Annotated in this window: 24 protein-coding genes; 12 read left to right on the top strand and 12 right to left on the bottom strand. The window is 72.1% G+C overall.

Annotation, left to right across the window (positions count from 1 at the left end; translation table 11 throughout):
• Positions 1-9 precede the first annotated feature (9 nt).
• The 6 genes from N5875_RS36730 to N5875_RS36705 form a co-directional block, all read right to left on the bottom strand.
• The gene (locus N5875_RS36730) at positions 10-1,278 is read right to left on the bottom strand and encodes an enolase C-terminal domain-like protein (RefSeq protein WP_338498698.1); all 1,269 of its coding nucleotides are present in this window, start codon (positions 1,276-1,278) and stop codon (positions 10-12) included.
• Complete coding sequence (locus N5875_RS36725; RefSeq protein WP_338498696.1) at positions 1,275-2,237, bottom strand: 5-dehydro-4-deoxyglucarate dehydratase; 963 nt, start codon at positions 2,235-2,237, stop codon at positions 1,275-1,277. Before N5875_RS36725 ends, N5875_RS36730 begins: the two co-directional genes overlap by 4 nt.
• Before the next feature lie 36 nt (positions 2,238-2,273).
• Positions 2,274-3,140 (bottom strand): carbohydrate ABC transporter permease, encoded by an 867-nt coding sequence (locus N5875_RS36720; protein ID WP_318211763.1) that lies wholly within the window; start codon positions 3,138-3,140, stop codon positions 2,274-2,276.
• Positions 3,137-4,132, bottom strand: coding sequence for a sugar ABC transporter permease (locus tag N5875_RS36715; protein ID WP_318211762.1), 996 nt, complete (start codon positions 4,130-4,132; stop codon positions 3,137-3,139). Before N5875_RS36715 ends, N5875_RS36720 begins: the two co-directional genes overlap by 4 nt.
• On the bottom strand, positions 4,129-5,454 hold the full coding sequence (locus tag N5875_RS36710) for a sugar ABC transporter substrate-binding protein (RefSeq protein ID WP_318211761.1): 1,326 nt from the start codon (positions 5,452-5,454) through the stop codon (positions 4,129-4,131). Before N5875_RS36710 ends, N5875_RS36715 begins: the two co-directional genes overlap by 4 nt.
• 299 nt (positions 5,455-5,753) lie before the next feature.
• Positions 5,754-6,782, bottom strand: a complete 1,029-nt coding sequence (locus N5875_RS36705) for a hydroxyacid dehydrogenase (protein ID WP_338498692.1) — start codon at positions 6,780-6,782, stop codon at positions 5,754-5,756.
• 151 nt (positions 6,783-6,933) lie between these two features.
• On the opposite strand from N5875_RS36705, the gene N5875_RS36700 reads away from it, so the two are divergent.
• Together N5875_RS36700 and N5875_RS36695 are read left to right on the top strand one after the other, a co-directional pair.
• Entirely contained in the window at positions 6,934-7,794 is an 861-nt protein-coding gene (locus N5875_RS36700) for a fumarylacetoacetate hydrolase family protein (protein WP_338498690.1), read from the top strand.
• Positions 7,795-7,806: 12 nt separating this feature from the next.
• A complete protein-coding gene (locus N5875_RS36695) occupies positions 7,807-8,430 on the top strand; it encodes an SGNH/GDSL hydrolase family protein (protein ID WP_338498687.1) in 624 nt (207 codons plus the stop codon).
• Between the two features lie 47 nt (positions 8,431-8,477).
• Here N5875_RS36695 and N5875_RS36690 read toward each other — a convergent pair whose 3' ends face one another.
• Positions 8,478-10,517 (bottom strand): calcium-binding protein, encoded by a 2,040-nt coding sequence (locus N5875_RS36690; protein ID WP_338498685.1) that lies wholly within the window; start codon positions 10,515-10,517, stop codon positions 8,478-8,480.
• 274 nt (positions 10,518-10,791) lie between these two features.
• Here N5875_RS36690 and thpR point away from each other — a divergent pair, with 274 nt between their 5' ends.
• The 10 genes from thpR to N5875_RS36640 all read left to right on the top strand — a co-directional run bounded on the left by thpR (position 10,792) and on the right by N5875_RS36640 (position 18,617).
• Entirely contained in the window at positions 10,792-11,415 is a 624-nt protein-coding gene (gene thpR, locus N5875_RS36685) for an RNA 2',3'-cyclic phosphodiesterase (RefSeq protein ID WP_318211756.1), read from the top strand.
• A gap of 52 nt (positions 11,416-11,467) precedes the next feature.
• Entirely contained in the window at positions 11,468-12,049 is a 582-nt protein-coding gene (locus N5875_RS36680) for a VOC family protein (protein WP_338498683.1), read from the top strand.
• Positions 11,947-12,159: a VOC family protein gene (locus tag N5875_RS36675; RefSeq protein WP_338498680.1), complete on the top strand. Its 213-nt coding sequence runs from the start codon at positions 11,947-11,949 to the stop codon at positions 12,157-12,159. Before N5875_RS36680 ends, N5875_RS36675 begins: the two co-directional genes overlap by 103 nt.
• Positions 12,160-12,320: 161 nt before the next feature.
• Positions 12,321-13,238, top strand: coding sequence for a class A beta-lactamase (gene bla, locus N5875_RS36670; RefSeq protein ID WP_338498679.1), 918 nt, complete (start codon positions 12,321-12,323; stop codon positions 13,236-13,238).
• A 391-nt stretch (positions 13,239-13,629) separates the two neighbouring features.
• Positions 13,630-14,073, top strand: a complete 444-nt coding sequence (locus tag N5875_RS36665) for a DUF3995 domain-containing protein (RefSeq protein ID WP_318211753.1) — start codon at positions 13,630-13,632, stop codon at positions 14,071-14,073.
• A gap of 61 nt (positions 14,074-14,134) precedes the next feature.
• Positions 14,135-14,617, top strand: a complete 483-nt coding sequence (locus N5875_RS36660) for an RNA polymerase sigma factor (RefSeq protein WP_318211862.1) — start codon at positions 14,135-14,137, stop codon at positions 14,615-14,617.
• Positions 14,614-15,105: an SRPBCC family protein gene (locus N5875_RS36655; RefSeq protein WP_338498677.1), complete on the top strand. Its 492-nt coding sequence runs from the start codon at positions 14,614-14,616 to the stop codon at positions 15,103-15,105. The genes N5875_RS36660 and N5875_RS36655 overlap by 4 nt, the downstream gene beginning before the upstream one ends.
• A gap of 95 nt (positions 15,106-15,200) precedes the next feature.
• Positions 15,201-15,644: a hypothetical protein gene (locus tag N5875_RS36650; RefSeq protein WP_338498676.1), complete on the top strand. Its 444-nt coding sequence runs from the start codon at positions 15,201-15,203 to the stop codon at positions 15,642-15,644.
• 129 nt (positions 15,645-15,773) lie between these two features.
• Entirely contained in the window at positions 15,774-17,057 is a 1,284-nt protein-coding gene (locus N5875_RS36645; RefSeq protein WP_338498673.1) for a hypothetical protein, read from the top strand.
• Positions 17,058-17,252: 195 nt separating this feature from the next.
• Positions 17,253-18,617: a phytase gene (locus N5875_RS36640; protein ID WP_318211749.1), complete on the top strand. Its 1,365-nt coding sequence runs from the start codon at positions 17,253-17,255 to the stop codon at positions 18,615-18,617.
• Between the two features lie 79 nt (positions 18,618-18,696).
• On the opposite strand, the gene N5875_RS36635 is transcribed toward N5875_RS36640, so the two are convergent.
• The 5 genes from N5875_RS36635 to N5875_RS36615 are packed head-to-tail and all read right to left on the bottom strand — an operon-like array spanning position 18,697 to position 26,090.
• Positions 18,697-21,642 (bottom strand): DUF5682 family protein, encoded by a 2,946-nt coding sequence (locus N5875_RS36635; RefSeq protein WP_338498669.1) that lies wholly within the window; start codon positions 21,640-21,642, stop codon positions 18,697-18,699.
• Complete coding sequence (locus N5875_RS36630; RefSeq protein WP_318211747.1) at positions 21,639-22,760, bottom strand: AAA family ATPase; 1,122 nt, start codon at positions 22,758-22,760, stop codon at positions 21,639-21,641. Before N5875_RS36630 ends, N5875_RS36635 begins: the two co-directional genes overlap by 4 nt.
• Before the next feature lie 23 nt (positions 22,761-22,783).
• A complete protein-coding gene (locus tag N5875_RS36625; protein ID WP_338498666.1) occupies positions 22,784-24,115 on the bottom strand; it encodes a VWA domain-containing protein in 1,332 nt (443 codons plus the stop codon).
• Positions 24,112-25,578 carry a hypothetical protein gene (locus tag N5875_RS36620; RefSeq protein WP_338498664.1) on the bottom strand — a complete coding sequence of 489 codons (1,467 nt, stop codon included), beginning with the start codon at positions 25,576-25,578 and terminating at the stop codon, positions 24,112-24,114. Before N5875_RS36620 ends, N5875_RS36625 begins: the two co-directional genes overlap by 4 nt.
• Entirely contained in the window at positions 25,578-26,090 is a 513-nt protein-coding gene (locus N5875_RS36615; RefSeq protein ID WP_318211744.1) for a hypothetical protein, read from the bottom strand. Before N5875_RS36615 ends, N5875_RS36620 begins: the two co-directional genes overlap by 1 nt.
• Positions 26,091-26,160 lie beyond the last annotated feature (70 nt).

The following is a 26,160-nucleotide window of genomic DNA, read 5'->3' as shown; positions in this document are numbered from 1 at the left end:
GCGACGCCGTCAGGCCGGTTCGTGGACGTCTTCGCGGAGCCGTACGTCGGGGGCGACGCGGGCCAGGTAGCCAGTGTCGTCGCGGCGGGTCAGGCCGCACGCCAGGTACTGCTGGTGCAGCCGGTCGAGTGCGTCGCGGTCCAGCTCGACGCCGAGTCCGGGCGTACGGGGGACGGTGATCGCGCCGTCGACGAAGCTCCAGGGTGGGGTGACGACGTCGTCCTCGGGCCGTTTCCAGGGCCAGTGGGTGTCCAGGTCGTGGGCGAGGGCGGGGGTGGCGGCGGCGAGGTGGACCATCGCGGCGAGGCTGATCCCGAGGTGGGAGTTGGAGTGCATGGACATCCCGATGCCGAAGTGGTGGCAGACGGTCGCCAGTTGCTGGGTGGCCTTGAGGCCGCCCCAGAAGTGGTGGTCGCCGAGCAGGACGCCGACGGCCCGGGCGGGAATCGCCTCGGTCAGGTGTTCCCAGGTGACCACGCACATGTTGGTGGCGAGGGGCATCGGGGCGGTCCGGGCGAGGTCCGCCATGGCGGGGATGCCGGCGACCGGGTCCTCGAGGTACTCCAGTACGCCCGTCAGTTCGTCGGCCACTTGGGCGGCGGTCGCCGGGTCCCAGCTCGCGTTGGGGTCGAGGCGCAGCGGATGGTCCGGGAAGGCCTCGCGCAGGGCACGGACGGCGGCGACCTCGTCGTCCGGCGGGAGTACGCCGCCCTTGAGCTTGAACGAGCGGAAGCCGAAGCGGTGGGCCAGGAGCCGGGCCTGCGCCACGAGTCCGGCCGGGTCGAGGGCCGGTCCCCAGGCGTCCGGCGGGTGGCCGGGGTGCGCGGCCCATTTGGCGAACAGGTAGCCGCAGAAGTCGATCCGGTCGCGGGTGGCGCCGCCGAGGAGGCCGGACACGGGCCTGCCGAGGTGTTTGCCCTGGAGGTCGTGGCAGGCCACCTCGAACGGCGAGGTGACGCTCGCGACGGTCTTGGCCGCCCCGCCCTCGCCGATGAGGCCGTGGGCGTCGCTCGCCACCCGGCCGCCGACGGTCGCGTCGACCCTACGGGACAGCTCGTTGAGGTCGAAGGGGTCGAGACCGGGCAGGTCGTCGGCGACGGCCCGGAGCAGTTCGAGGTGGGCGGAGTCGCCGTAGCTCTCGCCCAGGCCGTACGCGCCGGTGTCGGTCCTGACCTCCACCACCGCGCGCAGGGCGTACGGCTCGTGGACGCCGACGGCGTTGAGCAGCGGCGGGTCGGCGAAGGCGACGGGGGTGACGACGACGGAGGTGATCTTCACGAGGCGACCGCCACGGCGGGGGCGGCGGCGCCTGGTGCCGGTGTGGTCAGGGCCAGTGCGCGCCGGCCCCGGGCCAGGAGGTCCTTCAGCTGGTCGACGTGGTCCGGAGCCGCGTCGACCAGGGGTGCGCGGACGTGGCCGACATCGAGCGAGCGCAGGCGTGCTCCGGCCTTGACGAGGGAGACGGCGTAGCCGGGGACCTGGTCGCGCAGGGCGGTCAGCGGCAGGTAGAAGTCGGCGAGGAGCCGGCAGGTGGTGGCGGTGTCGCCGGTCGTCAGGGCCGTGTGGAAGGCGCGGGCGATGTCGGGGGCGAAGCAGAGGACGGCGGAGGGGTAGTCGCGGATGCCGATGGCCCGGCAGGCGGTCGCGCTGACCTCGGCGGTGGGCAGTCCGTTGAGGAAGGCGAAGGTCTCGGCTCTGGGGTGCCCGCTGGTGCGTACGGCGGTGACCATGCGGGCCAGCGAGTCCAGGTCTCCGTTGCCCTCCTTGATCCCGGCGACCAGGGGCACGGAGAGGAGCCGGAGTGCGGTGGACACACCGACCTTGGCGAGGCCGCGCCGGTAGACGAGGACGGGGAGGCGGCCGGCGCGGGCGACGGACTCCACGTACGCGAGGTAGCCGTCCTCGGTGCCGCCGACGAGGTACGGGGGCAGCAGCAGGATCCCGTCGGCGCCCGCGTCCGAGGCGGCGACGACGGCGGCCCGGGCGTTGCCGAGGCCTCCCCCGGCGCCGGCGAAGACGGGCACGCGGCCGGCGACGACACGTACGGCGTGCCGGACGAGCTCGGCGTACTCGGGGGCACTGAGCGAGGAGTACTCCCCCGTGCCGCAGGCGACGAAGAGCGCGGCGGGGCCGTGGGCGAGCTGGTCCTCGATGTGGTCAGCGAACACGCCCGTGCTCACCTCGTCGGCGGGAGTGAACGGCGTGAGCGGGAAGGACATCAGACCGGACGGGATCACGGGAGGTGGTCCTTTCGGAGGGGTCGGCCGCTCGGGTCAGCCCTTGAGGGCGCCGCTGGACAGGCCGTGGACGAAGGAACGCTGGAAGAAGAGGAAGACGACGACGGACGGCAGCAGGGCGAGCAGCGACGCGGCCATCACCACGCCGGGGGTGACGAGGGGGTCGACCCGCAGCGTGCGCAGGGCGAGCGGCAGGGTGTACGAGGAGGAGTCGGTGGCCACGAGCAGGGGCAGCAGGTACTGGTCCCAGATCATCGTGAAGCCGAAGACTCCGATGACGCCGAGCGCGGGCTTGCACATGGGCAGGATGATCTGCGCGAAGATCCGCAGGTCTCCGGCGCCGTCGATGCGCGCCGCCTCCTCCAGCTCCTTCGGTACCTCCTTCATGAACTCGGTCATGACGAGGATGGAGAACGCCCAGGCGCCGACGGGCACGATCATGCCGGCGAGGGAGCCGATCAGATTGATGTGGACGACCGGCAGGTCGGCGAGGATCACGGAGAGCGGGATGGCCAGGATCTCCTCGGGCAGCATCAGCGTCGCCAGGATCGCGACGAACGCGAGGGTCATGCCCCGGAACCGCTTCCTGGCGAGGGCGTAGCCCGCGAGGACGGAGACGGCGACCTGGAGCAGCAGGCCGAAGCCGACGACGAAGAACGAGTTGAGGAGGTACTTCAGGACGCCCTGGTCGAAGGCGACGGTGAAGTTGTCGACGGTGGGGTCGGAGGGGAGGACGCTGAGCTGGGTGGGGTCCTTGACGTGGTTGAACGCGCTGACGAGCAGGGCGAGCAGCGGTCCCGCGAACACCACGAGGACGAGGAGGTACGTGAGGACCTTCAGGGCGCGGCCGGCGGGGCTGCGGCTCTCGGTCAGCCCGAGGGCGGTCTCGGTCGGCGCGCTCATTCGTTGCCCCTCCGTCGGAACAGGTGGACGCCGACCGTCAGGAGCAGCGTCGCCAGGAACAACAGGACCGCTCCGGCCGCGCCCACGCCGAGCCGGTTCTGTTCGAGGCCCAGCTTGTAGATCACGGTCATGACGACTTCGGTCGAGCCGTCGGGGCCGCCGTTGGTGAGGAGGAAGACCTCGGTGAAGACGCGCAGGCCCCGGATGGCGGCGAGGATGAAGAGGATGGTGAGGACGGCGCGCAGGCCGGGGAGCGTCACATGGCGGATGCGCTGGAACCTGGACGCGCCGTCGACCTTGGCTGCCTCGTACAGTCCGCGGTCCACCCCCGCGAGACCGGCGAGGAAGATCATCATGTCGTAGGGGGCGCCCCGCCAGATGCCGGTGAGCATGAGGGAGACCATCGAGGTGTCGGGGTCGTTGATGAACCCCGACGGCCCGAACCCCACGAGGCCGAGGAGGGAGTTGAGCATGCCGTCCCCGGTGGGGTGGTACATGATCCGCCAGAGCTCGGCGACGACCGCGATCGGCACGACGACGGGGAGGAAGGCAGCCGAGCGGACGAAGCCGAGCTTGCGGCCCTGTCCCTCCATGAGGAGGGCGAGGGCGAGGCCGAGCAGCATCGAGCCGGCGGTCTGGCCGACGGCCAGGACGACGGTGTGCCAGGCGGCCTCGCGGAAGCCGTCCGAGGAGAGCACGGTGGCGTAGTTCTCGCCGCCGACCCACCGGTTGCCGAGGTAGGGCTGGACGTCCTGGAAGGACATGGTCAGCGCGCTGGCCATGGGGATGAACTTGAAGTAGAGGAAGAGGATCAGGGCAGGGGCGAGGAAGAGCCACGGCGTCCACCAGCTGCCGCCGCGACGGTTCCTCACCCGGCGGGGGACGGGCGGTCCGCTTCCTCCGGTCGTGGACGGCGGCGGCCCGTCCTCGGCCTGCGGGGTGGAGCCGGGCGCCGGGCCGGCGGCCGCCTTCACCTGGTCGAGGCTCGTCATCCGGCGATTCCCTGCTCCTGGAGGATCCCGGCGAGCTTCGTGTCGAGCTCACGCAGCTTCTCCCCCAGGTCGAGGGAGCAGTCGGCCATCAGCGCGTTGACGGTCTCGGCGGTGGTCTGCCGTACGGGGGTCCAGTTGGGGATGGAGGGGGCGTAGCGCCCGGAGGAGCGGTAGACGTCGGCGTACGTCTTCCAGCGGGGGTCGGGGCGTACCTCGGTGACGTCGACCGTCTTGTTCACGGGGAGCTGGACGGTGGAGCCGTCGACGCCCTCCATGCCGAGTTTCTGGCCCTCGGCGGAGATGGCGTACCCGGCGAAGGCGTCCTGTCCGGCGCGGTTCTCCGAGCCTGCCATCAGATAGACGGAGCCGCCCTCGGCGAGCACGGTGGCGTCCTTCGGCCCCCTGGGCATGGGGACGACCTCGTACCTGTCCTTGCCGAGGGACTTGTCGAAGCGGGGCATGAGGTAGGGGCCGACGACGAACATGCCGGTCCTGCCCGCCTCGAACGTCTCGTTCGTCGGCGGGGTGTCCATGGTGACGGCACCGGGCTGGACGACCTTCTTGTCGCAGCCGAGGGCGCGGAACCAGCGCATGGCCTCCGTCGACTCCTTGCTCGTCATCGACGGCTTGTACCTGCCCCGGCCCGCCTCGGTGATGAAGTCCCCGCCGGCGGCCCAGAGGAAGTTGGAGAAGTACCAGGAGGCGTAGCCGCGCTTGGTCGACAGCGGGGCGGCGAGGCCGTAGGTGTCCTGCTTGCCGTTGCCGTCGGGGTCGCGGGTGGTGAAGGCGGTGGCGAGCGCGGCGAGGTCGTCCCAGCTCCGCGGGGCCTCCAGCTTCAGTTTCTCCCGCCAGTCCTTGCGGATGAGGAGGGCGCCGGCCTGGGCGGAGTACGGGATGCCGTACTGCTTGCCGTCGACGCTCTTGCCGGAGTTCAGGCCCTGCTCGACGAGGTCCTGGCTGCTCTTGATCTTGCTGAGGTCGATCTCCCTGAGGAGCCCCTGGCTGTGCATCGCGCCGAGCTGGGTGACGTCGTTCATGACGATGTCAGGCAACTGCCTCTGAGCGGCGCGCTGTTGGAGCTTGGTCTCGAAGTCGTCGAAGATGGCCGTGACCTTGACCTTGTGTCCGGTGGCCTTCTCGAAGCCTTCGACCAGCCTCAGGGTCGCCTTCTCGCCGGGGCCGCCGGGCGTGGTCCTGGTCCACAGCTCCAACTCCGCCTCGGAGTCCTGCTTGGCGTCCACCCCGGCGGGGCCGGACGTACAGCTCGTCAGGGCCAACGCCGAGGCGAGAAGACCCGCACCGATCCATCGCGTTCTCTGCATGACAACTCCTGTTCGCCACCCTCGGCAGCTGGCCTGTAAGCGCTTGCCGGGGACGCTAACGCCCGACCGAACGAGGGTCAATAGTCCGATGACTGAAAAGAGTTGAAACGGACGAGGGCGCTTGAGGTCGCTCCCTACCGAGGCCCTCATCACCCGTTTGAGCAGTCAGGAAGCGGGTCGGTAGGCGAAGCGCTTCACCTCGACGGCGGGAGCGCTCCCGGGGGTCATCGCTCAGACATCGATCAAAGCTCCGATGTCTGAGCGGACAGAAGGGCTCGGGGCGTTGGAAACAGGCCAGGTTACGCCCGGGTCGACGCCTGGGCCGGTGCGACGGCGTGCCGCAGGGGCTCGCCGCGTACCAGTCGCCGCAGTTCGTCGCGTACGAGTTCGCCCAGGCGGGCGCGTTCCCGGCCCATGGCGCCGGCGAGGTGCGGGGTGAGCAGGACGTTCGGCAGCGTGAAGAGGGGCGAGTCGGGGGCGGGCGGTTCGGGCCAGGTCACATCGAGGACGGCGGTGAGGTCGGGACGGTCGCGGAGAACTCCGATCACCGCCGGCTCGTCCAGTACGGCTCCGCGGGCCGTGTTGATCAGGGTCGCGCCCTCGGGGAGCAGCGCCATCAGCCGCTCGCCCACGAGGCCTTCGGTCTCGGGCAGGAGGGGCGCGTGGACGCTCACGACGTCGCAGGAGGCGAACAGGTCCTCGATTCCGGCCAGTCGGACACCCAGCTCCCCGGCGGCGGCCGGGTCGATCACCGGGTCGCAGGCGAGCACCTCGACGTCGAAGTGCCGTAGGTGCCGGGCGACGAGCCGGCCGATCTCGCCCAGCCCGAGCAGGCCCACGCGTGAGCCGTACCCGCCGGACACCCGTGGGTCGTGCGGGAAGCGGCGGTTCGCCGTCACCTCGCGACCGAGACGGTGGACCTGCTTCAGCCCGAGCAGGATCTGCGCCAGGCTGAACTCGGCGACCGGGACGGCGTTGGCCCCGGCCGCGGACACGATGGGGATGCCTCGGGCCCAGAACTCCGGTGGCGTCAGGTGCCGCACCGAACCGGCCGCGACCATGACCGCGGACAGCCGCGGCGCACGGGAGAGCAGCGCCGCGTCGAGCACCGGCGCTCCCCAGCCGGTGAGCAGGACGTCGACCTCTTCCAGTACACCGGGGTCCTGGAGCAGGGCGTCCCGGGTGAGGGCGGGGGCGTGCCAGCGCGCCAGGCGTTCGATGTCCTCCAGGACGTCCGCCGGGTAGACATCGGCCCTGCGCTCCTCCTCCATGACCAGTAGGACTTTGGGGACCCGTGGGACCTTGGGCATGGTCGTCACAGCTGCCATCGGCTCGGCCTCCTGGGGCGTGGCGGTATCGGCGGCCACACGATACATCGGAGGACAGACCTGATTCCGTCGAAGTGCTGGACAAGACTGCGGGTGATTGCTTGCATCCATGAGTCGATACATCCGATGTCTATCGTGAAGGATGGCTGGCATGCGCGTGCTGAGGGTCGGGGAAGCAGGGGCGGAGCGCCTCGCGGTCCTGGATGCAGCCGGTGGGCTGCTGGACGCCTCCGGCGTCGCCGAGGGGATCGACCACCGCTCGCTCGCCGACGGCGTGCTCGACCGGCTCGCCGAAGCCGTGGCGGCGGGACTCCTGCCGTCCCTGGACGTTCCGGGTGACCGGATACGTGTCGGGGCGCCGGTCGCGCGGCCCGGGAAGGTCGTCTGCATCGGCCTCAACTACCGTGACCACGCGGAGGAGACGGGAGCCGAACTCCCCGCCGAGCCGGTGGTGTTCATGAAGGACCCCTGGACGGTCACGGGGCCGTACGACGAGGTGCTGATTCCGCGGGGCAGCGTCAAGACCGACTACGAGGTCGAGTTGGCGGTGGTGCTCGGCAGGACCGCCCGGTACCTGGAGAGCGATGAGGAGGCGCTCGCGTGCGTCGCCGGGTACGCGGTCTCGCACGATGTCTCCGAGCGCGCGTTCCAGCTGGAGCGGGGCGGTCAGTGGGACAAAGGGAAGAGCTGCGAGACGTTCAACCCGCTCGGCCCGTGGCTCGTCACTCCGGACGAGATCCCCGACCCGCAGAAGCTCACGCTGTGGCTGTCGGTGAACGGCGTCGAGCGTCAGCACGGCTCGACCGCGGACATGGTGTTCCCGGTCGCCGGGATCATCCGCTACCTCAGCCGGTTCATGGTCCTGCACCCCGGGGACGTCATCAACACCGGCACCCCGGCCGGTGTGGCGCTCGGCCGGCCCGAGCCCCGGCCGTACCTGCGGCACGGCGATGTGGTCGAGTGCGGGATCGACGGCCTCGGCACCATGCGCCAGACCTTCCGACAGGCCTGAGAGGAGACGCGCATGCGGTTCACCCGGGACGACCGGCTGCTCTTCATCGGTGACTCCGTCACGGCCGCCGGCCGGGACCGCGACGACCCCACGTCCCTCGGCGACGGCTACGTACGGATGATCGCCGAGGCCCTCCCCTCCCCCGCGACGGTCGTCAACAAGGGAGTCGACGGCCATCGGGTCCACGACCTGGAGGCGCGCTGGGCCACCGACGTCCTCGCGCTCGGCCCTGCGGTGGTCACCGTCCTGATCGGCATCAACGACACCTGGCGCCGCTACGACCGCGGACTCCTCAGCCCGGTGGCGGAGTTCGAGGCCTGCCTCGACCGCGTCCTCACCCTCACCGAGGAGAAGTGCGCCGCCCGGCTGTTCGTCATGACGCCGTTCCTGCTCCCGGCCGGCCCCGAGCAGGAGACGTGGTTCGAGGACCTCACACCCCGTACGGACGCCGTCCTGCGCACGGCCACCGCTCACGGCGCGACCGTGGTGCGCACGGACCTGGCACTGCCGCGCGCCGCCGAGGTGCACGGCGCGGCCGCACTCGCCCCGGACGGGGTCCATCCGAGCCCGCTCGGCCACCGTGTCGTCGCGCGCGCGTGGCTGGCGGCGGCCGGGGTGGGAGTGCCGTCGCCGTGACGGCGGCGACGGCACTCGGAGGGGAGGGGGCGTGAACGCCGGTCGGCTCAGGGGCAGCTGATGCGGACGTCGCCCGGGTCGGTGGTGCAGGTGTCCGTGCCGGCGCCGCCGTTGGCGGTGTCGTTGCCCGGGGTGCCGTCGGTGGTGGTGAGGCGGTCGTTGCCGTAGTAGCCGGTCAGGGTGTCGTTGCCCGGGCCGCCGTTCAGGGTGTCGTCGCCGAAGCCGCCGTCGATGTTGTCGTTCCCGAAGCCGCCGTGGACCGTGTCGTTGCCGTAGCTCGCCCGGATGGTGTCGTTGCCGCCGAGGCCGCAGATCACGTCGTTGGCGAAGCCGCCGTTGAGGGTCTCGGTGGCGCTGGTGCCGATGATGGTGCACCCGCGCGCGTTGTTCACCGAGGTGGTCGCGGTGGCCGTGTTGTCGGAGGTCACCGGGTCCTGGGGCGAGCCGCTGACGCCGGCCGCGTTGGTGAGGGTGCCGACGGCGCGGGGTTCGGCCGTGACCGTGACGGTCGCGCTCGCGCCCGGGGCCAGCGAGCCGAGGGCGCAGGTGGCGCCGGTCGTGGTCGTCGTACAGGTGCCCTGTGAGGGAACCGCCGAGACGAGCGTGGCCCCGGCTCCCGAGAGCGTGTCGGAGAGCGAGACGCCGGTCGCGGTGGCCGTGGACGTCGCGGCGTTGGTGACCCGTACCGTGTACGTGGCGCGGTCGCCGATGCTCACGGTGGTCGTCCCGGTCTTCGTCACCGACAGGTCGGCGCTCGGCGGGGGCGGAGTCGTACCGTCACCGCCCTGGTAGCGGGCGAGGGCGAAGGCGAAGCCCGCTCCGTACCCGGCCGCGACGATCTTGCCGTCGGGCTGGACGAGCACGCCGCGGGCCTCGTCGAAGTCGTTGAAGCCGGTCACGACGAAGCCGTCGCCGCCGAAGCCGGTGTCCACCGCGCCGTTGACGTGAAGGCGGGCCAGGCCGAAGTCGTTGGCCTCGGAGCTGTTCGGGTCGTCGGCGCGTCCGGCGAGCACGATCTTGCCGTTCTGCTGGAGCGCCAGACCGTACGCGATGCCGCCGTCGCCGGGGGCGTTGACCGACGTACGGCCGGCCGTGCCGAAGCCGGCGTCGGGGGTGCCGTCGGCGTTGTAGCGGAGGACGGCGAAGCCCAGGCCGCCGGAACCGGCGGCGACGATCCTGCCGTCGGGCTGGACGGCCACGGCGTTGCCGAACTCGGTGCCGCCGAAGTCCGCGGTCACCATGCCGTCACCGCTGAAGCCGGGGTCGAGACTGCCGTCGGTGTTGTACCGGGCCACGCCGATGTCGAAGGCGGTGTTGCCCACATAGCCGACGGCCACGATCCTGCCGTCCGGCTGGAGCGCCATACCGCGGGCGATACCGCCGCCGTCCTGCGGCGAGGTGGGGGTGAATCCCGCGACGACCGCACCGTCACCGCCGAGGCTGGGGTCGAGGCCGCCGTCGGTGCCGAGGCGGACGAGTGCGAAGCCTCCGCCGCCGCCCTTGCCCACGGCGACGATCCTGCCGTCGGGCTGGACGGCCACGTCGGCGCCGTCCGCGGACCCGCCGAACTCCTCGACGCGCACCAGACCGCCGTCGCCGAAGGCGGTGTCGAGGCTGCCGTCGGTGTTGTACCGGGCCACGGAGAAGAAGCAGCAGCCGCCGCCCTCCTCCGCGATCACCTCGGTGGTGCCCGCCACGACGATCTTTCCGTCGGACGGCTGGATCGCGACGGCGTTGGCGGTATGAGCGCCACCGCCGAAGTCGCTGGTCACCGTGCCGTCCCCGCCGAAGCCGGGGTCGAGGCCGCCGTCGGTGTCGTAGCGGGCGAGCGCGAAGCCGGCCTCGCTCGTCCCGACCACGACCAGCCTCCCGTCGGCCTGCCGCGCGATGTCGTGGCCTTCCGCGTACCCGGTGATCGGGGTCGTCACCCGGCCGTCGGGGCCGAACGTCGGATCCAGATCGCCCGGGGCGGCGAGCGCGGTGCCGGGCAGCGCGAGGACGAGCGCCATGCCGAGCGCGGCCGGCACCCCGGCCCTCCCGCCGGGCCTGCGCCGCCGTTCCGCCGGTCTCAGCTGTACGTGGGTCATCTGCGTACGAACCTCCGTCTTCGTGGTGTACGGGGAGCAGCGCACAGCTTCGTGCCGAAGCGGGCCCCGTTCCCGCGGGCCGTGCCGGACTACGCTCACCGGCCCTTGGGAACCACCCCCGCGAGGGAGCGCGCGCGGCGCGATCGGTCGGCTCCGCCGCTGGTCGGTGGGCGCGTCCCCGGCGCCGGGGGGTCGTGCGGACACCGCGTACCCTCACATCGGAATCGGCCACGGCCACGGCCACGCCGGGCGTACGGGGAACAGGGAACGGGACATGACTGAGGCGCGCGGGCAGGGCACGGAGCCCGGTGAGGGCGAGCGGGATCGGGATCGGACGGGGACGGTTCGCGTCTTCATCGCCCTCGCCCCGCCCGACGGGGCGAAGGACGAGCTGGAGCGGGAGCTCCGCCCCGCGTACGACGCGTACCCGCGGATGCGGTGGAACCGTATCGAGGACTGGCACATCACCCTGGCGTTCCTCGGGGAGCTGCCGGTCGCGACGGTGCCGCTGCTCCGGCAGCCGCTCGCGGACCTCGCGGCGTCGCACGGGCCGCTGGAACTGGCCCTGCGGGGCGGCGGGCACTTCGACGAGCGGGTGCTGTGGAGCGGGATCGACGGGGACGTCGACGGACTGCACCGGCTCGCCGCCGACGTCCGTGGCGTGGTCAAGGAGTGCGGCATCCCCTTCGAGGACCGGCCGCTGCGCCCCCATCTGACGCTGGCACGCGCCCGCCGGGACGATCAGTCGAGCGTGGTGGACGTGGCCACCGGGCTGACCGGCTTCACCGGTCGCCCATGGCGGGCCGAACGTCTCCACCTGGTCGGCAGCAACTTCGGCCGCGGACCGGGGCCGATCCGGTACCGCGACATCGAGGCGTGGACGTTCGGCGGCCCCTGACGGTTCCCTGATGGCACGTCACCCGGCGTCCGTGGCTGCGAGGATGCCCCGTATGGAGACGACACTGAACGGCCCGCGCGCCTCGGCCGCGGTCGAGGAGTCCGGTTGGCGCTATCTGCTGGGCGGCCTCCACGCGGCGGTTCCGGTCGGGTCGATGGCGCGGGCGGCCGAGGTGGCGACGCTCGCGGTCGCCGCGTGCGGTGACGACGCCGACCGGCACCTGGCTGTCGACCTCCGGCCCGGACGGGTCCTGCTCACCCTGCGGTCCGCCGGGCACGCGGCCGTCACCACCCTGGACGTCGAACTCGCGCACCGGGTGTCCGCCGCCGTCGCCGGGCTGGGACTGCGCACCGGGCCCGAGATCGCGACGGGGGCACCGCGGTCGCTCCAGCTCCTGGAGATCGGGATCGACGCGCTCGACATCGCCGCGATCCGGCCGTTCTGGAAGGCGCTCCTCGGGTACGCGGACGAGCCCGGGCCCGACGGACCCGGAGCCGCGCTCGTCGCCCCCCTCGGGCAGGGCCCGGCGGTGTGGTTCCAGCAGATGGACGCCCCGCGCCCGCAGCGCAATCGCGTCCACTTCGACCTCTGTGTGCCGCACGACGAGGCGCTGCGGAGGTCGACGCCGCGCTGACGGCGGGCGGCCGTCTCGTGTCCGAGGACCGGGCCCCGGCCTTCTGGGTCCTGGCCGACGGCGAGGGCAACGAGGCCTGTGTCACGACATGGCAGGGGCGTGACGACTGACGTCGGCGGTGCCGGGCCCCGGGCCGATACCTGTCGAAACCGGTCGGGGGGCGGCCCGCGCCTGTCGAAACCGGTCGGCGACGGCCCGTGCTTGTCGAAACCGGTCGGGGGTGCCTCTGCGTGTTTCCCTGTGCAGTGATCGCTCCGGAAAGGAAATCACCTTGTCCACCACAGGTTTCAGCCCGTCCCGTCGCAGTGTGCTCGGCCTCGGCGCCGGTGCCGCGCTCGCCGTCGCGTTACCGCTCGGCGGGACGGCGTACGCCTCCACGCCCGGCGGGGAGAACCTCGTCGCCCGGCTTCGGGAGCTGGAGCAGCGGCACGCCGCACGGCTCGGTGTGTTCGCCCACGACGTGCGGACCGGGCGCTCGGTGGCGTACCGCGCCGACGAGCGCTTCCCGATGTGCTCCGTCTTCAAGACCTTCGCCGTCGCGGCCGTGCTGCGCGACCTCGACCACGACGGCTCCTTCCTCGCCCGGCGCCTCCGGTACACGGCGGCTGACGTCAAACGGTCCGGCTGGTCCCCCAGGACGGAGCTGCCCGAGAACCTCGCCCACGGCATGACCGTCGGCGAGCTCTGCGACGCCACGCTGCGCTTCAGCGACAACACGGCGGCGAACCTGCTCCTCCGCGAGCTGGGCGGTCCGACCGCCGTCACCCGGTTCGCCCGGTCGATCGGCGACCGCACGACCCGGCTCGACCGCTGGGAGCCCGAGCTGAACTCGGCGGAGCCGTGGCGCGAGACGGACACCTCGACGCCCCGCGCCATCAGCCGGAGCTATGGACGCCTCGTCCTCGGCGACGCGCTTCCGCGCCGGGACCGGGAGCGGCTCACCGGGTGGATGCTCGCCAACACGACCAGCGGTGAGCGGTTCCGCAAGGGGCTGCCCGCCGACTGGCTCCTCGCCGACAAGACCGGCGGCGGCCGCTACGGCGGCAACAACGACGCGGGCATCACCTGGCCACCGGACGGCAGCCCGATCGTGCTCACCGTGCTGACCACCCGATTCGCGGAGGACGCGGCGCCCGTCGATCCGCTGGTGGCCGACGCGGCCACGCTGATCGCGGCGGAACTCCGCTGATCGAGAAAAGAACTCGAAATAAATGGCTTGAGCGTCGCCGCGGGCTTTCCTAGGCTGTGGTCACACGCTGAAAGGAGGTGATCCGAGAACATGGTTTCTTTTCGGATTCGTGAGGTGACTGCGGGCTAACGGCCTGCCGTCGCACTCTGTGCACCTCGGCAGGCCATCTGCCGAAAACCACGCAGTCACCCGACCCGTGGGCCGCCGGTAGATCCGGCCGGCTCCGTCCGAACTCGAGCGGACGGAACCAGGCCCACGGGTCGTCCGCGTTCCCGGCCGCCCACGGATCCGCCGGTGTGGGGCGGATCACAGGGAACCTTCGGGCGGTACCGCTCCTCCTCGGGGTGTCGGCGCGCTGCGGCGCCGGCCTCGGAACGGAGGGGGAACCACCATGGCGGTCATCGGCATCGAGCGGCCTCGCACGATCATCGGCGGGCGCGGCGTCGCCGCGCTGCTCGCCGTCCTCGCGCTCGTGCACCTCTACTGGGCCACCGGTCTGACCTGGCCCGCCGCCGACGAGCGGGCGCTGTCGCTCGCCGTCCTCGGCAGCGTCGTGTCCTTCGGGCCGGCCGTGGTCCTGCCGCTCGCGGCCCTCGAAGGGTGCGCTGCGTTCGCCGTCGCGCTCCACGCGCGCGGTGGTGGCCGCCGACGCGGAATCCCGCGCCTGGTCACGGCTGCCGTCGCCACCGGGATTCTGCTGCGCGCGGCCGTCGGACTGGTGTGGATCGTCGTGGGCAAGGACGGCTCGGGAGCGGCGTTCCCGTGGCTGAACGCGCTCGTGTACACGCCGCTGTGCCTGGTCTTCGGAGGGGCGGCCCTGCGTGCCGCCCGCTGACGCCGTCGACCGCGCCGGCCCCGCGGGCCGCGTCGGCTCCGCTGACCCCGTCGACCGGGGCGTGGCGCTGGTCCGGGCCGCCCGGGGCGGCGACACGCTGGCCCTGCACGACCTGCTCGATCACCTCACCCCGTACATCTCCCGGATCTGCCGTCCCATCGCGCTGGACGACGGACCGGACGCCGCACAGGAGGCGCTGGTGGCGGTCTTCACCTCGCTGCGTTCGCTACGGGAGCCGGAGGCGCTCTACGGGTGGGTGCGGGCGATCGCCGTACGGGAGGCGGTGCGGGTGGCGAAACGGGCGGGAAGGGCGCGGCCGGCCGAACTCAGCGACGTACCGGAGCGGGGAGATCCACAGCTGGCCGCCGACATCGACGACGTCCTGGCGCGGCTGTCGCCCGCCCATCGGGCCGTCCTCGTGCTGCGGGACATCGAGGGGATGGACGAGGAGTCCGCGGCGGCGCTGCTCGGCGTCCCGACCGGCACGGCGAAGTCCCGGCTGCACCGGGCCCGGCAGAGTTTCCGAAAGGCGTGGTCCGCGTGAAGGAAGGCACCGAGGGCGATGGGGGCAACGAGGGTAGGGGTGCGCCGCTGCTCGACGACGTGCGGCGGCTGCGCGTCATGGTCGCGGGTGTCCGGGGCGCCCGGCTCGTCGAGCGGGTGCTCCCCGCGCCACTCCCCCGGGTCTGGCAGGTGATGGGTGATCTGGAGGGCGGCTTCGGGGAGTTCCAGCCCGACATGAGGTCGGTCCGGATCCTGCAGCGCGACGGCGACCGGGTGGAGGCCCTCGCCCGCAGCCGCTACGGACTGCGGGCGCACTTCGACGGCGTGCTGCGCCCCGGCTGGTGCTGGCTGCAGAGCCGGTTCCTGGTCATCGGGATGGCGGCCGTGGAGGACGAGAAGGAGAGCGGGCACACGCGGGTCGCGCTCACCGGTGGCGTACGGGTCCCGGGGCGCGCGGCGCTGGTGCCGTTCGGCGCGCGGCGCGAGCTGGAGCAGGCGATGGCACGGCTGTCCGCGCGGGTCATGTGACCGCCCCCGCGCCCAGCGGCCCGGCGTCGGTCGCCGAGGGGTGAACGCGCTGCGGCAAATCCCCTCCGCGGCAGTCAAGTTGGATGTCAGCACCCATGCCGCGGGACCTGTTCGGCTGGAAGGGTGAGGTCGACATCCGGACGGGAGGCGACCATGACTGCCGTACCGCGTCAGGTCCCTCGCCGTCAGACCGGCGGGAGTCCGCCTCCCGCCGGGGCGCCCCCCAGGACGGGCACACGGCCGGGCACATGGCCGGGCACATGGTCGTGTGCGGGGACGACGCCCTCGCCCACCGGATCGCCGGTGAACTGGCCGAGGTGTACCGGCAGGACGTCGTCCTCGTCGCACCCACCGGCGGCGGCCCGGAGACCGACGAGCCACGCGTGCGGGTCCAACAGGCCGACCGGACACCGCCCGACGAGCCGGCCCTCGTCGCGGCGGGCGTACGCCGGGCGCAGGCACTGGCTCTGCTCCACGAGGACGACGAGGTCAACATGCGGCGGACGCCGTCCGGGTCACCGCCACTTCCTGGCGACTGAACGAGACAACCCATGGCTGGATCTTGCCGTTGATGCCCCCTCCATGATCATATTCAAGCCTTTCTTGTGATCATTTACGTGGGGGCAGAAATGGCCAGAGGCATGGACCGTCGTTCCGTCATACGCGGCGTGGCGACAGCGGGAGTCGGGGCCGCGGCGGGCGCTCTGACGGTGGGGGGCGGTACGGCCCACGCGGCCGGTTCCGGGGGTGACCCGTACAGCGTCGACGTCATCAGCAAGGGCGCCGACCCGACCGGCGTCACCCCGAGCGACGCCGCGTTCCGTGCGGCCGCCGCCGAGGTCCTCGCCTCGTTCCAGCCCGGTCCGATCTCCGGGGCCATCCCGAAGAAGGTCCTGGTCGTCCCGCCCGGCACCTATCTTCTGACCCAGCCGGACTCGCTCCTGCCGAACGTCAACGGCGAGGGCAACGGCGGCATCGTCGACGGGGTGTCGATCACCGGCTACGGCAAGCGGCTGTCGCGGATCGTGTACTCCCCTACGGCCGACGACACCACGCTCTGGACGAACTACCAGCGCTACAAGAACATCCGCATCTCGGGCCTCACGTTCACCAGCACAAACGCCACGTCGAGCTTCAACTACGCGTACTCGTCCGCCGATTACGGCGTCCAGGACACCTGGTACAGCGACGTGGAGTGGCGCGGCAGCTGGAAGCGGGGCATCGGCCTGGACGGCCCGGCCACCACGTCCAACCTGAACAGCGAGATGGGCTGGGACCACTGCCAGGTCGGTGGCTCCTACTCCGACGCGTTCCTCGTCATGGGGATGACGACGGCCGCGACCCAGCAGGACCAGTTCCTCAACTACTGGTTCCGCGACTGCAAGGTGGAGTACCAGTCCGGGGTGTTCGTGAAGAACAACCGCGGCGGTTCCATGAACTTCGTCGGCGGCTCCTACATCCTCACCGACGCCGCGTCCACCGGCACGTTCTTCCAGCTCACCCCCGACGCCACCACCCGGGCCGACTCCGTCATGCGGCTGTACGCGCAGGGCATCCGCTTCGAGCTGCGCGGCGTCGGCCACAAGGTCATCGACTCCCGGTGGTACAAGGGGAACATCACGTTCGAGTCGTGCGACGACACCGCGCTGAGCTTCAAGTCCTGGGCTCCGAACGCCGTCACGCACGTCTACGACTTCAACGCCAACGGCGCCCGCGGACCGATGGTGCGGTACGTGGACTGCGGCCTCATGGGCTCCCACCAGGTGACGACCGGGGCCGTCCCGACCACGTACGGCAAGGTCCTGTACGACGGCTGCCGGTTCATCGACATGTCGACGGCGACCGGTGCGACCGGCTTCCTCCGCTGGACCGGAACCGTCGCGCCGCACTACGAGATGCGCGACTGCCTCATCGGCGCGAGCTACCTGGCGGACGTGAAGAACCCCGCCTGACCTCCTGCCGCCTGCCGCCTGCCGCCTGCCGCAGCAGACAGACGCGGGCCGCGACACACGGTCGCGGCCCGCGCCGCGGTTCATCGCGCGTACACCTGGACTTCGGACCTCCGGCCGGGCGGAGGCCGCCGGGCCGACACGGAAGGGCAGCACGCTCACGCAGGACGTACAAGCCCCCCTCCTGAGGAGACTTGCGTGACTCGCCCCCGTACCGCCCGGTCGCTCGTGCTCGTGGTCACCACGGCGCTCGCCGCGGCCGCTCTCGTCGCGCCGGCCCAGGCCGACGCCGATGCCCAGGAACAGGCCCAGGCCCAAGCCCAGGAACTGGCCCAGGTGCGCCACCGTGGTCCCGCCCGCGCGCTGCCGGCCGTGACCCCCCGCGCCGAGACCCCGGTGCTGCACGACGACGACGCGGGCGGCAACGCCGACGCGGACGACCCCGCCATCTGGCGCAACACCGCCGCCCCCGGCCGCAGCCTCGTCATCGCGACCGCCAAGGAGGGTGGGCTGCGCGTCTACGACCTCGACGCGCGCCCGGTGCAGTCGATAGCCGCGCCTCCGGCGGACGGGCCGGACGACGCCCCCGGCCGGTTCAACAACGTGGACCTCGTCCACGGCCTGCGGCTCTCCTCGGGGCGCACCGACCTCGCCGTCACCAGCGACCGCGGCCACGACCGGCTGCGGTTCTACCGCATCGACCGCGACCGCGCCGGCGGCCCGCTGACCGATGTCACCGATCCCGCCGCCCCGGCCGTCTTCTCGCGGGACCAGGCCGAGATCAACGACCAGCGGACCGCGTACGGTCTGGCGACCTGGACGGACCCGGCGTCCGGGAAGTCCTTCGCGCTCGTCAGCCGCCGCGAGCGGACCAGCATCGCCCTGCTCGAACTCCTCCCGGGCGCCGACGGCAAGGTCACGTACCGCACGATCCGCACCCTGGACCTGCCGGCCACCTTCCGGCTGCCGAACGGCACGTCGTGGGCCCCGTGCGGCGAGCCCGGCGAGCTGCCGCAGGTCGAGGGCATGGTCGTCGACCCGGCCAACGGCACCCTGTACGCCGGCCAGGAGGACGTCGGCGTCTGGCGTCTTCGCGCCGACCTCACGGGCACGCCGAAGCTGGTCGACACGGTCCGCGAGTACGGCGTCCCCGGCGTGTACGACGAGGAGACCGAGGAGTGCACGCCGGGCGCCGACCCCGGCTACGGCGGGACCCGGATCTCTTCGGACGTCGAGGGTCTGACACTGGTCACCGAGTCCGACGGCGACGGATACCTCCTCGCCTCCAGCCAGGGCGACAACACCTTCGCCGCCTACGACCGGGAGCTCGCCGACCACAACGAGTACGAGGGCGGCTTCCGGGTCGCGCCCGCGAGCGGCGCCCTCGACGGCTCCGAGGAGTGCGACGGCGCCGCCGCCCTGAACGCCCCCCTCGGCTCGAAGTACCCGAACGGTCTCCTCGTGGTGCAGGACGGCCACGACGCTCCCGGCGACGGTGACCGCCCCGCGACCAACTTCAAGTTCGTCGACCTCGGCCTCGTCGTGGACGCCCTCGACGACTGATCCTCCGCACGACCGCTCTCCCGCACCCTCACCCGCACCGGCCGCCGGGGCCCGATGCCCCCCGGCGGCCGGTGCGCTGTCACGGGGTCGCGAGGAGCACCGCGACCGCGTGGGCCGTCTCCGGGTGTCTCGTCGTCAGGGACGACGCGGGGAGCGCCGGACCCACCGGCGTCCAGGGATCGCCGCAGCCCAGGAGGTCAGCGACGGCGTCGCAGGTGGCGCGGTGGGTGAACAGGAGGGCCGTACCCGTCGGGGCCGTCGGGCCCGTCGCCGGCCCGTCCGCCGGGGCCCACCCGTCCGTGCGGCCCAGGAGGTCCGCGAGCGCGTCGCAGGTCTCCGGGTGCAGGGGAAGCAGCGTCGCGCCGCGTGGCACGGAGGCGGCCGGGGACACCTGGGCCACCGGCTGTGCGTGCCACGGCGGGACCCAGGTGTCCAGGGCCGCGAGCCGTGCCGGGAAGATCCGGCCCGCCTCGCGGATGAGGAGCGGGGCGAGGTCGGCGGCGTTCGACCGCAGCGTGGTGATGAGGGTGGGCAGCCATGGCAGCAGGACGGGGTCGGGGAGCCGTCCGAAGGCGTTCGACACGGCCTCCACGACGACGTCCGCGAGTCCCGGCACCGGCTCCAGCGCGTGCACGAAACCACTGAGGTAGCGGGGGTACGAGGGCACCACCAGGGGGTTGCCGAGGAGTTCGTCGCAGCGGCCGCGCAGCTCGCCCCGGGTCAGGGTGCCGAGCTGGACCTGCGCGGCCCACAGCAGGGCCGTCTTGGCAGGGTCCCCCGGGTGCGACTGCGCGACCGCGAGCTCCAGTTGTGTCCGGTCGCAGCCGAGCGACAGCGCCAGGCTCTCCATGCTGAACAGGAAGCCCAGCATCGCCGACACCTGCCCCACGGTCGCGTCCTCGTCCCGGAAGGCCGTCGGCAGCAGGGTGCAGTAGTGCGCGTACCCGGCTCTGACGAAGGACTCGATCCACGGCGGGAGGACCGGCTCGCTGGTGCGGTAGTACGCGAGGAGACCACGCACCCGGCGCAACACTTCCGGCGCGCCGTCCACCGTGCGTTCGCCGGCGAGGACTTCCAGGGCCCGGGTGCCGAGCTCGTCGGCGAGGCGCCGGCCGCCGAGATGGAGCGTCGCGTCCTCGACGGCCGCGAGGACCTCGGCCGTGGTGGCCTGCGGCCCGTAGGCGGTGCGGCGCAGCCGCTGCTCCAGCACCTGCTCCAGGCTCACGCCCTCGTAGCCGAGCTCGATGAGCGCGCGTTGGTGGGTGCCGAGCGACAGGTCCCAGGACTCCTGGATCGACCGCTCGCCGAGCCGTCGCTCCCCCATCACCGTGCGGGCCGCGCCGGGCGGCAGCAGACGGCGCAGCATCCACAGGACGTCCGAGCAGGCACGCAGCTCCGGCCGGGACGCCATGTCCAGCAGAGCTCGCCGTACCCCCCGCTGCTGGAGGTTCAGTTCCAGGGGCGCCAGCCGGTCGTGCACGTCACGGGCGAGGGGCGGCAGCGCGTCGTAGCCGACCTGTCCGATCCGGTCGCCGCCCATCATGATCTCGACGAGCCGCCGCACGTCCCGCCGGCCGGGGACGGTGTCCTTCTCGATGCAGGTGACCGCCGCGTCCTGGAAGTCGTACGGCGTCGGCTTGGCCCGGTCCCGCAGGGCGGCGAGCAGGATCGACGTCTCGAACACGGCGATGGCGTCGGCGGTGGAGGCGAGATAGCCGTTGCGTCGGGCGGCACGCACGATGTCCACGGACCAGCCGAGCAGTTCGGCCTCGTCGAGGGTGTGGAGAGCGGGGGGCTGCTGGAGGAACCCGGTGAGCCGGTCCTCGGTCGGTTCGGATACGGGCGCGGGTGCGGCGGGCATGGGCGTGGGCGTGGCCGCAGGGGCCTTCGCCGCCGTCTTCCTCGCGCTCGGCTTCCTCGTACCGGACTGGCCTTCCAGACGGTACGGCTTCACCCGGGTGCGCTTGAGGTTCTTCGCCCATTCCGTCGCGGCGATCGACACCGAGCCGGATGCGAGGCCGAACTGTGCCTCGATCGCCGCGTGGCTGGAGGGAATCAGCCCGTACTGCCAGGTCGTGGCGGTCCGTGGGGAGATGGCGAAGTCGCCGGTGCCGTGGACGCCGAACTCGTCGACGCGGCTGGCCGCGTGGAAGGCTCCGCACACGTAGAGGCAGTCCGCGGGGTCGGTGCCGGTCGCGGCGAGGTGCTCGCGCATCCGGGTCCACATGTAGCGCTCGCGGTCCTCGTCGACCCGTACCCGCTCGCCCCGGCCCGGGGCGAGCCGCCGGAACAGGCTGCCGATGAGGAACATGACCTGGCGGTAGGTGTCGTGGTCGCTGTCGCCGAGCGGGACCTCGACGTACTGGTGCCACCATTCCGACCAGTGCCGCACCTTGCCGTGCCGCAGCAGGTGCTCCTCCAGTTCGGCGAAGCGCGGACGCAGGTCGCCGATCTCGACGCCGACGGCCTCGCCGTGGAGAGCGGCCTCGGGCTCGGTCCCGGCGGCGTGAGTCTCATCGTCCGCAGGCTGCCGGGTGTCCCACTGGAAGACGTGGTCGGAGGAGCGGTCGACGAGGACGAGTTCCACGCCGGGGGTGTCGAGGGCGTACGCGATGGCCTGGTACTCGGCCGAGGCCTCGGTGATCGGGGCGACGACGGACAGCGGGGCCCAGTCGGGCGGGAAGCCGTCGATGTCGCTCGCGAAGGCCTGCACGGCGACCGGCAGCCGGCAGTTGCGCAGTTCGGTCAGGAGCGGCGCCATGTCCTCGCACAGCTCCAGGTAGACGACCTTGGGCTGCTTCTCGCGGAGCCGGCGGGCCATGGCGAGGGCGGAGGCGGGCGAGTGGTGGCAGACGGGGAAGATCTCCAGCGGTTCGGCGACCGCCCGGTCGACATCGTCGACCATGCCGAGCAGGATGCCTTCCAGGGCGTCCTGGCCACCGGCGAACTCGTTCGCCGCTTCGTGGAGTTGCCCGCGCAGAGCGGCGAACGACGGGCTCACGGGCCGCTCGGAAATGGCGCTCATGCCAGCTTGGCGATCGCTTCGCGGCCGCCCTCCAGGAACTCGGGCCAGGAGCCGCCCTGCTCCTTGCCGCGCGGCTCGACGACACCGTGCAGGTACTTGTTGAGGATGGCCAGGTCCTCCGGCTCGCGGCGGGCGAGCGTACCGACCAGGGAGGCGGCGAGGGCGCGGGCCGTCAGCGTGCGCTCGCCGAAGAAGTCGCTGTGCAGGACCGCGTCCTCCAGGACGCCGATCTGCTCGGCGGTGGACAGGGCGGACTCCAGCTTCTCGTCGTCGCTCCCGGCCGCGGCGGCGGAGGCACGGAGGTCGGCGAAGCTCTGGAGGAGGACGTCGAGGAGGGTGGGCGGCACGTCCAGCTCGATCGAGTGCCGGCGCAGCAGTTCCTCGGTGCGGAAACGGACGATCTCCGCCTCGCTCTTCTTGTTCGTCACGACCGGGATGCGGACGAAGTTGAACCGGCGCTTGAGCGCGGACGACAGGTCATTGACTCCGCGGTCACGGCTGTTGGCGGTGGCGATGACGGAGAAGCCCGGCTGGGCGAAGACGATGTTCTCGCCGCCGGCGCTGTCGAGTTCGGGGACCGAGATGTACTTCTCGGAGAGGATCGAGATGAGCGCGTCCTGGACGTCGCTGGTGGAGCGGGTGAGCTCCTCGAAGCGGCCGATGGTGCCGGTCTCCATCGCGGTCATGATCGGTGAGGGGATCATCGACTCGCGGGACTGGCCCTTGGCGATGACCATCGAGACGTTCCAGGAGTACTTGATGTGGTCCTCGGTCGTGCCCGCGGTGCCCTGCACGACCTGGGTGGAGTTGCGGCTGATCGCGGCGGAGAGGAGTTCGGCGAGCCAGCTCTTTCCGGTGCCGGGGTCTCCGATCAGGAGCAGGCCGCGGTCGGAGGCGAGGGTGACGATGGACCGCTCGACGAAGCTGCGGTCGCCGAACCACTTCTGCGTCACCTCCCGGTCCAGGCCGTCGGCGCGCTCGGAGCCGAGGATGAAGAGGCGGACCATCTTCGGGGAGAGACGCCACGAGAACGGCTTGGGGTTGTCGTCGATCGACTCGAGCCAGTCGAGTTCCTCGGCGTACTTGATCTCGGCGGGGGCGCGGAGCAGGTCGGACATGCGAGGGGCCTTTCTGGGCAGGCTCAGGTGAGGAAGGTCTTGAGTTCGTGCACGAGCTTGTTGATGTGGCCGGAGACCACCGGGGTTCCGAGCGCCTTGAACCGCTCCCGGAACCAGGGGTTGACCTCCTGACGTCCGGAGCTGGTCACCGAGCCGACGGGGATGAACCGCACCCCGGACCGGTGGACCGCCTCGATGCCCTCGAACAGTGGCTGTGAGCGGTCGAACTCGTAGAAGTCGGAGATCCACACCATGACGGTGTTCTTCGGCTCAGCGATCTTCGGTCTGGCCATGGCCATCGCGACGGGTCCGTCGTTGCCGCCGCCGAGGTTGGTGCGCAGGAGCACGTCGAACGGGTCGTGCACCCAGGGAGTCAGGTCGATCGCGCGGGTGTCGTACGCGATGAGGTGGACGTCCACCTTCGGCAGCCCGGCGAAGATCGAGGCGAGGATGGTGCAGTTGACCATCGAGTCGACCATGGAGCCGGACTGGTCCACGACGACGATGAGCCGTTGCGGTGTGGTCCGGCGGACGGTGTGCCGGTAGTAGAGGCGGTCGACGTAGAGCCGCTCCTCCTCCGGGCTCCAGTTGGTGAGGTTCTTCCAGATGGTGCGGTCGAGGTCGAGGTTGCGGAAGACCCGCTTGGGCGGGACGGAGCGGTCGAGCTCGCCGACGGTGGCCTTCTCCACCTGGGTGCGGAGCACCTGGGCGACCTCGTCGACGTAACGCCGGATGAGGGACTTGGCGTTGGCGAGGGCGATGCCGGACAGGTTTCCCTTGTCGCGCAGGAGCTGCTCGATCAGGGACATGCTGGGGGTGAGCCGGGCGGCGAGCGCGGGATCGGCCAGTACTTCACGCAGGTGCATCCGGCGGACGAGCTCGGCCTCGACGGCGCCGAGTTCGAGACCCGCGCCGCCGCCGTCGACGGCCCCGGCGCCACGGTCGCCGCGCAGCCCGCCGGGCGGGCAGCCGAGCGACCGCTCCAGCCAGCCGGCGTCCGACTGCCAGCGGGCCAGCTGTCCGGCGGAGACCGTCCCCGATCCGGTGGAGAAGACGTTGAGCAGCAGCTTCGACGCGAGCGCCGCGCGCCGCACCTCGGCCGCCCGGTCGCGGGCGCCGTCCGGCTCGGGCTCCGGGGTCATCAACCCGTCGAACTCTTCGGCCAGTTCGGGATGGCGCTGCACGACGGAGTCCACGGACGCGCCCGGGTCGAGCAGCGCGGACGGCAGGCCGATGTCCTCGACGACGGCGAGGCTCGCCGCTTCCAGGGCGGCCTGCTCCTCGGGGTCGAAGAGCCGGGCGAGCAGGCGCCAGTAGAGGACCTGGCGGCGGTTGTCGTAATCGGCGTCGGTCATGCGCGCAGCAGCTTTCCGGCTCGTTCGCGCAGCACGGCGACGGAGTCCGTGGCCGCCTTCTCCGCCCTGGCACCCGCCTTGTCGGTGGTGCCTCCCGCCCAGCCGCCCGCGCGGAAGACGAGGGTCTTCTTCCGGACGGTCGTCTCGACGGCCAGCGGCTGGATGAGGAACTCCCCCGCGTCCCACCGGAGCAGCCCCAGGCACGCGCCGGACGCGGCGACCACGTCCGGGGTGAGCGGGCCGGCGGTCGGGATGCGGTCGGTGTCGACGGCCAGCCGGTGCCCGGAGAGTGCGAACGTCAGCCGGCCGACGCCCTCACCCGCGCCCTCACCGGCGCCGTCGCCCTCGCCCGCGCCCTCACCCGTGCTGTCGCCCTCTCCGTCGTCGTCGCCCTCCACCGCGTACCCCTCCAGGAAGACGGGGACGGCGATCCGTGCCGGGTGGCGGTCCAGCGGCGCGGTCACCGGGTCGGTGGCGGTGGCGAGGACGACCCGGGCCGTGCTGAACGGGTCGACCGGCTCTCCCGTACGGGCCCGCCGGTCGTCCCAGACGAGGTCGCCCTCGTCCGTGACGGGCATGCCGTCGAGCTCCATGCTGCGGCACTCCCCCGCGGCGGCGAGCAGCGACATGCGCGGCCGGAGCAGCTGCCACAGGCCCGCGCCCACGACCGTGTCCGGCTTGGGCGCGGACACGGCGGCCCGGACCAGACGCGGCTCCGTGCCGTCGGCGGGTTCGAACACCGCGTGGACCTGGGCCTGTACGGCGGTCGCGTGCTCCTGTACGTCCACGCCGAGCGGCAGCAGGCGGCCGGTCGCGGTGGACATGGCCGGGGTCCGGGCGGCGCCCGGCAGGGTCAGGAGCAGCGCGCGCGTCCACAGGTCGGCCCAGCGGCGGACCGGCACGCGGTCCAGGGTGGCCCCGGGGCAGGAGGCCGCGAGTTCGGCGGCGAAGCCGTCCAGCAGGGTGGCCTGCCGGCGCAGCCGCAGGTCCGGCAACATCGCGGAGACGACGGGCGCGGCACCGGCGACCAGCTCGTGGTCGATGCCCTGCCAGCCCGCGCGGGCGAGGTCGCACAGCCAGGCGCGTGCGCCGGCGAGCACGTTGGCGCCGGGCTCCTGCGCCGCCGCGTCCGGCGTGGTCCGTTCGGCGCGCGGCCGGCCGGTGATCTCCGCGACGCGTTCCGTCAGGGCGTCGTGGACGGAGCCCATGAGGGCGGTGCGGGCGGCGGCGAGCGCCACGAGGTGGTCCTCGCCCGCGGCGCCGGCGGCGGCCTTGTCGGCGGCCTCGGCGACCAGCGCGGCCAGCGGCGTTCCACCGACGGCGGTGGCGAGTGCCGCCAGTCCCGCGGCCTGGTCGGGCCGCGGGCGGAGCAGTCCGGAGACGAGGACGCGGTCGAAGGCGTCGACGGCGGACAGTGCCTCGTCGAGTCCGTCGACGGGGTCGGTGAACAGGTCCGTGCGCATCAGGCGACCGTCCTCGTCGGCGGGAACCACTGCATCTCCGGCAGCGGCGCGGTGGTCGGCTCCAGTTCCAGATAGGCGAGGTGCCGCAGGAAGCGGCTGAACACCGGCGCCGCCGCCGAAGTGTCGCCCTGCTCGGGCCGCGTGGCGGTCATCAGCGCGACGAGCTCGTGCGCGTCGGGCGTGGTGTGCGCCGTGTCGCCGGTGTCGGCCTTCAGGTACCGGGCGACGCGGTCGGCCCCGTACTGGAGGACGGCCTCGGCGACGAGTGCCCGGATGTGGTTGCAGAAGCTGCCCCGAGCGCCGCCGCAGGGGCGGTTGTTGTTCGTGCTGCAGGCGAACGCGTACGTCCCGGTCGCGATCGAGGACACGTACACGCGTCCTGCGTCGGACCCGCTGGACACGACACCCTGCAGCCGCCCGTCGGCCAGTTCGACGAACGGCACCTTGGCGAGTTTCCGCGGTCGCGCGGGCGGTACCACCCGCGCCGTACTCGACAGCTCCCAGACCGGCAACGTACCTCTCCCATGCACGTCGAAGGGGATGTTCTCGCCGTTGCGGGAACAGGAACGAACCTATCCCCGG

Source organism: Streptomyces sp. SJL17-4, from assembly GCF_036826855.1.
In the GTDB taxonomy this organism is placed as follows: domain Bacteria; phylum Actinomycetota; class Actinomycetes; order Streptomycetales; family Streptomycetaceae; genus Streptomyces.
The sequence above is the reverse complement of the archived record's forward strand: the minus strand, read 5'-3'. Positions and strand labels throughout refer to the sequence as shown.

Excerpts from the sequence above, each read along its gene's own strand:
- N5875_RS36635 (WP_338498669.1), bottom strand. The coding sequence starts at position 21,642 with ATGAGCGCCATTTCCGAGCGGCCCGTGAGCCCGTCGTTCGCCGCTCTG.
- N5875_RS36690 (WP_338498685.1), bottom strand. The coding sequence starts at position 10,517 with ATGACCCACGTACAGCTGAGACCGGCGGAACGGCGGCGCAGGCCCGGC.
- thpR (WP_318211756.1), top strand. The coding sequence starts at position 10,792 with ATGACTGAGGCGCGCGGGCAGGGCACGGAGCCCGGTGAGGGCGAGCGG.
- N5875_RS36710 (WP_318211761.1), bottom strand. The coding sequence starts at position 5,454 with ATGCAGAGAACGCGATGGATCGGTGCGGGTCTTCTCGCCTCGGCGTTG.
- N5875_RS36700 (WP_338498690.1), top strand. The coding sequence starts at position 6,934 with ATGCGCGTGCTGAGGGTCGGGGAAGCAGGGGCGGAGCGCCTCGCGGTC.
- N5875_RS36625 (WP_338498666.1), bottom strand. The coding sequence starts at position 24,115 with ATGACCGACGCCGATTACGACAACCGCCGCCAGGTCCTCTACTGGCGC.
- N5875_RS36715 (WP_318211762.1), bottom strand. The coding sequence starts at position 4,132 with ATGACGAGCCTCGACCAGGTGAAGGCGGCCGCCGGCCCGGCGCCCGGC.
- N5875_RS36665 (WP_318211753.1), top strand. The coding sequence starts at position 13,630 with ATGGCGGTCATCGGCATCGAGCGGCCTCGCACGATCATCGGCGGGCGC.
- N5875_RS36630 (WP_318211747.1), bottom strand. The coding sequence starts at position 22,760 with ATGTCCGACCTGCTCCGCGCCCCCGCCGAGATCAAGTACGCCGAGGAA.
- N5875_RS36695 (WP_338498687.1), top strand. The coding sequence starts at position 7,807 with ATGCGGTTCACCCGGGACGACCGGCTGCTCTTCATCGGTGACTCCGTC.
- N5875_RS36720 (WP_318211763.1), bottom strand. The coding sequence starts at position 3,140 with ATGAGCGCGCCGACCGAGACCGCCCTCGGGCTGACCGAGAGCCGCAGC.
- N5875_RS36650 (WP_338498676.1), top strand. The coding sequence starts at position 15,201 with ATGCCGCGGGACCTGTTCGGCTGGAAGGGTGAGGTCGACATCCGGACG.
- N5875_RS36680 (WP_338498683.1), top strand. The coding sequence starts at position 11,468 with ATGGAGACGACACTGAACGGCCCGCGCGCCTCGGCCGCGGTCGAGGAG.
- N5875_RS36620 (WP_338498664.1), bottom strand. The coding sequence starts at position 25,578 with ATGCGCACGGACCTGTTCACCGACCCCGTCGACGGACTCGACGAGGCA.
- N5875_RS36705 (WP_338498692.1), bottom strand. The coding sequence starts at position 6,782 with ATGGCAGCTGTGACGACCATGCCCAAGGTCCCACGGGTCCCCAAAGTC.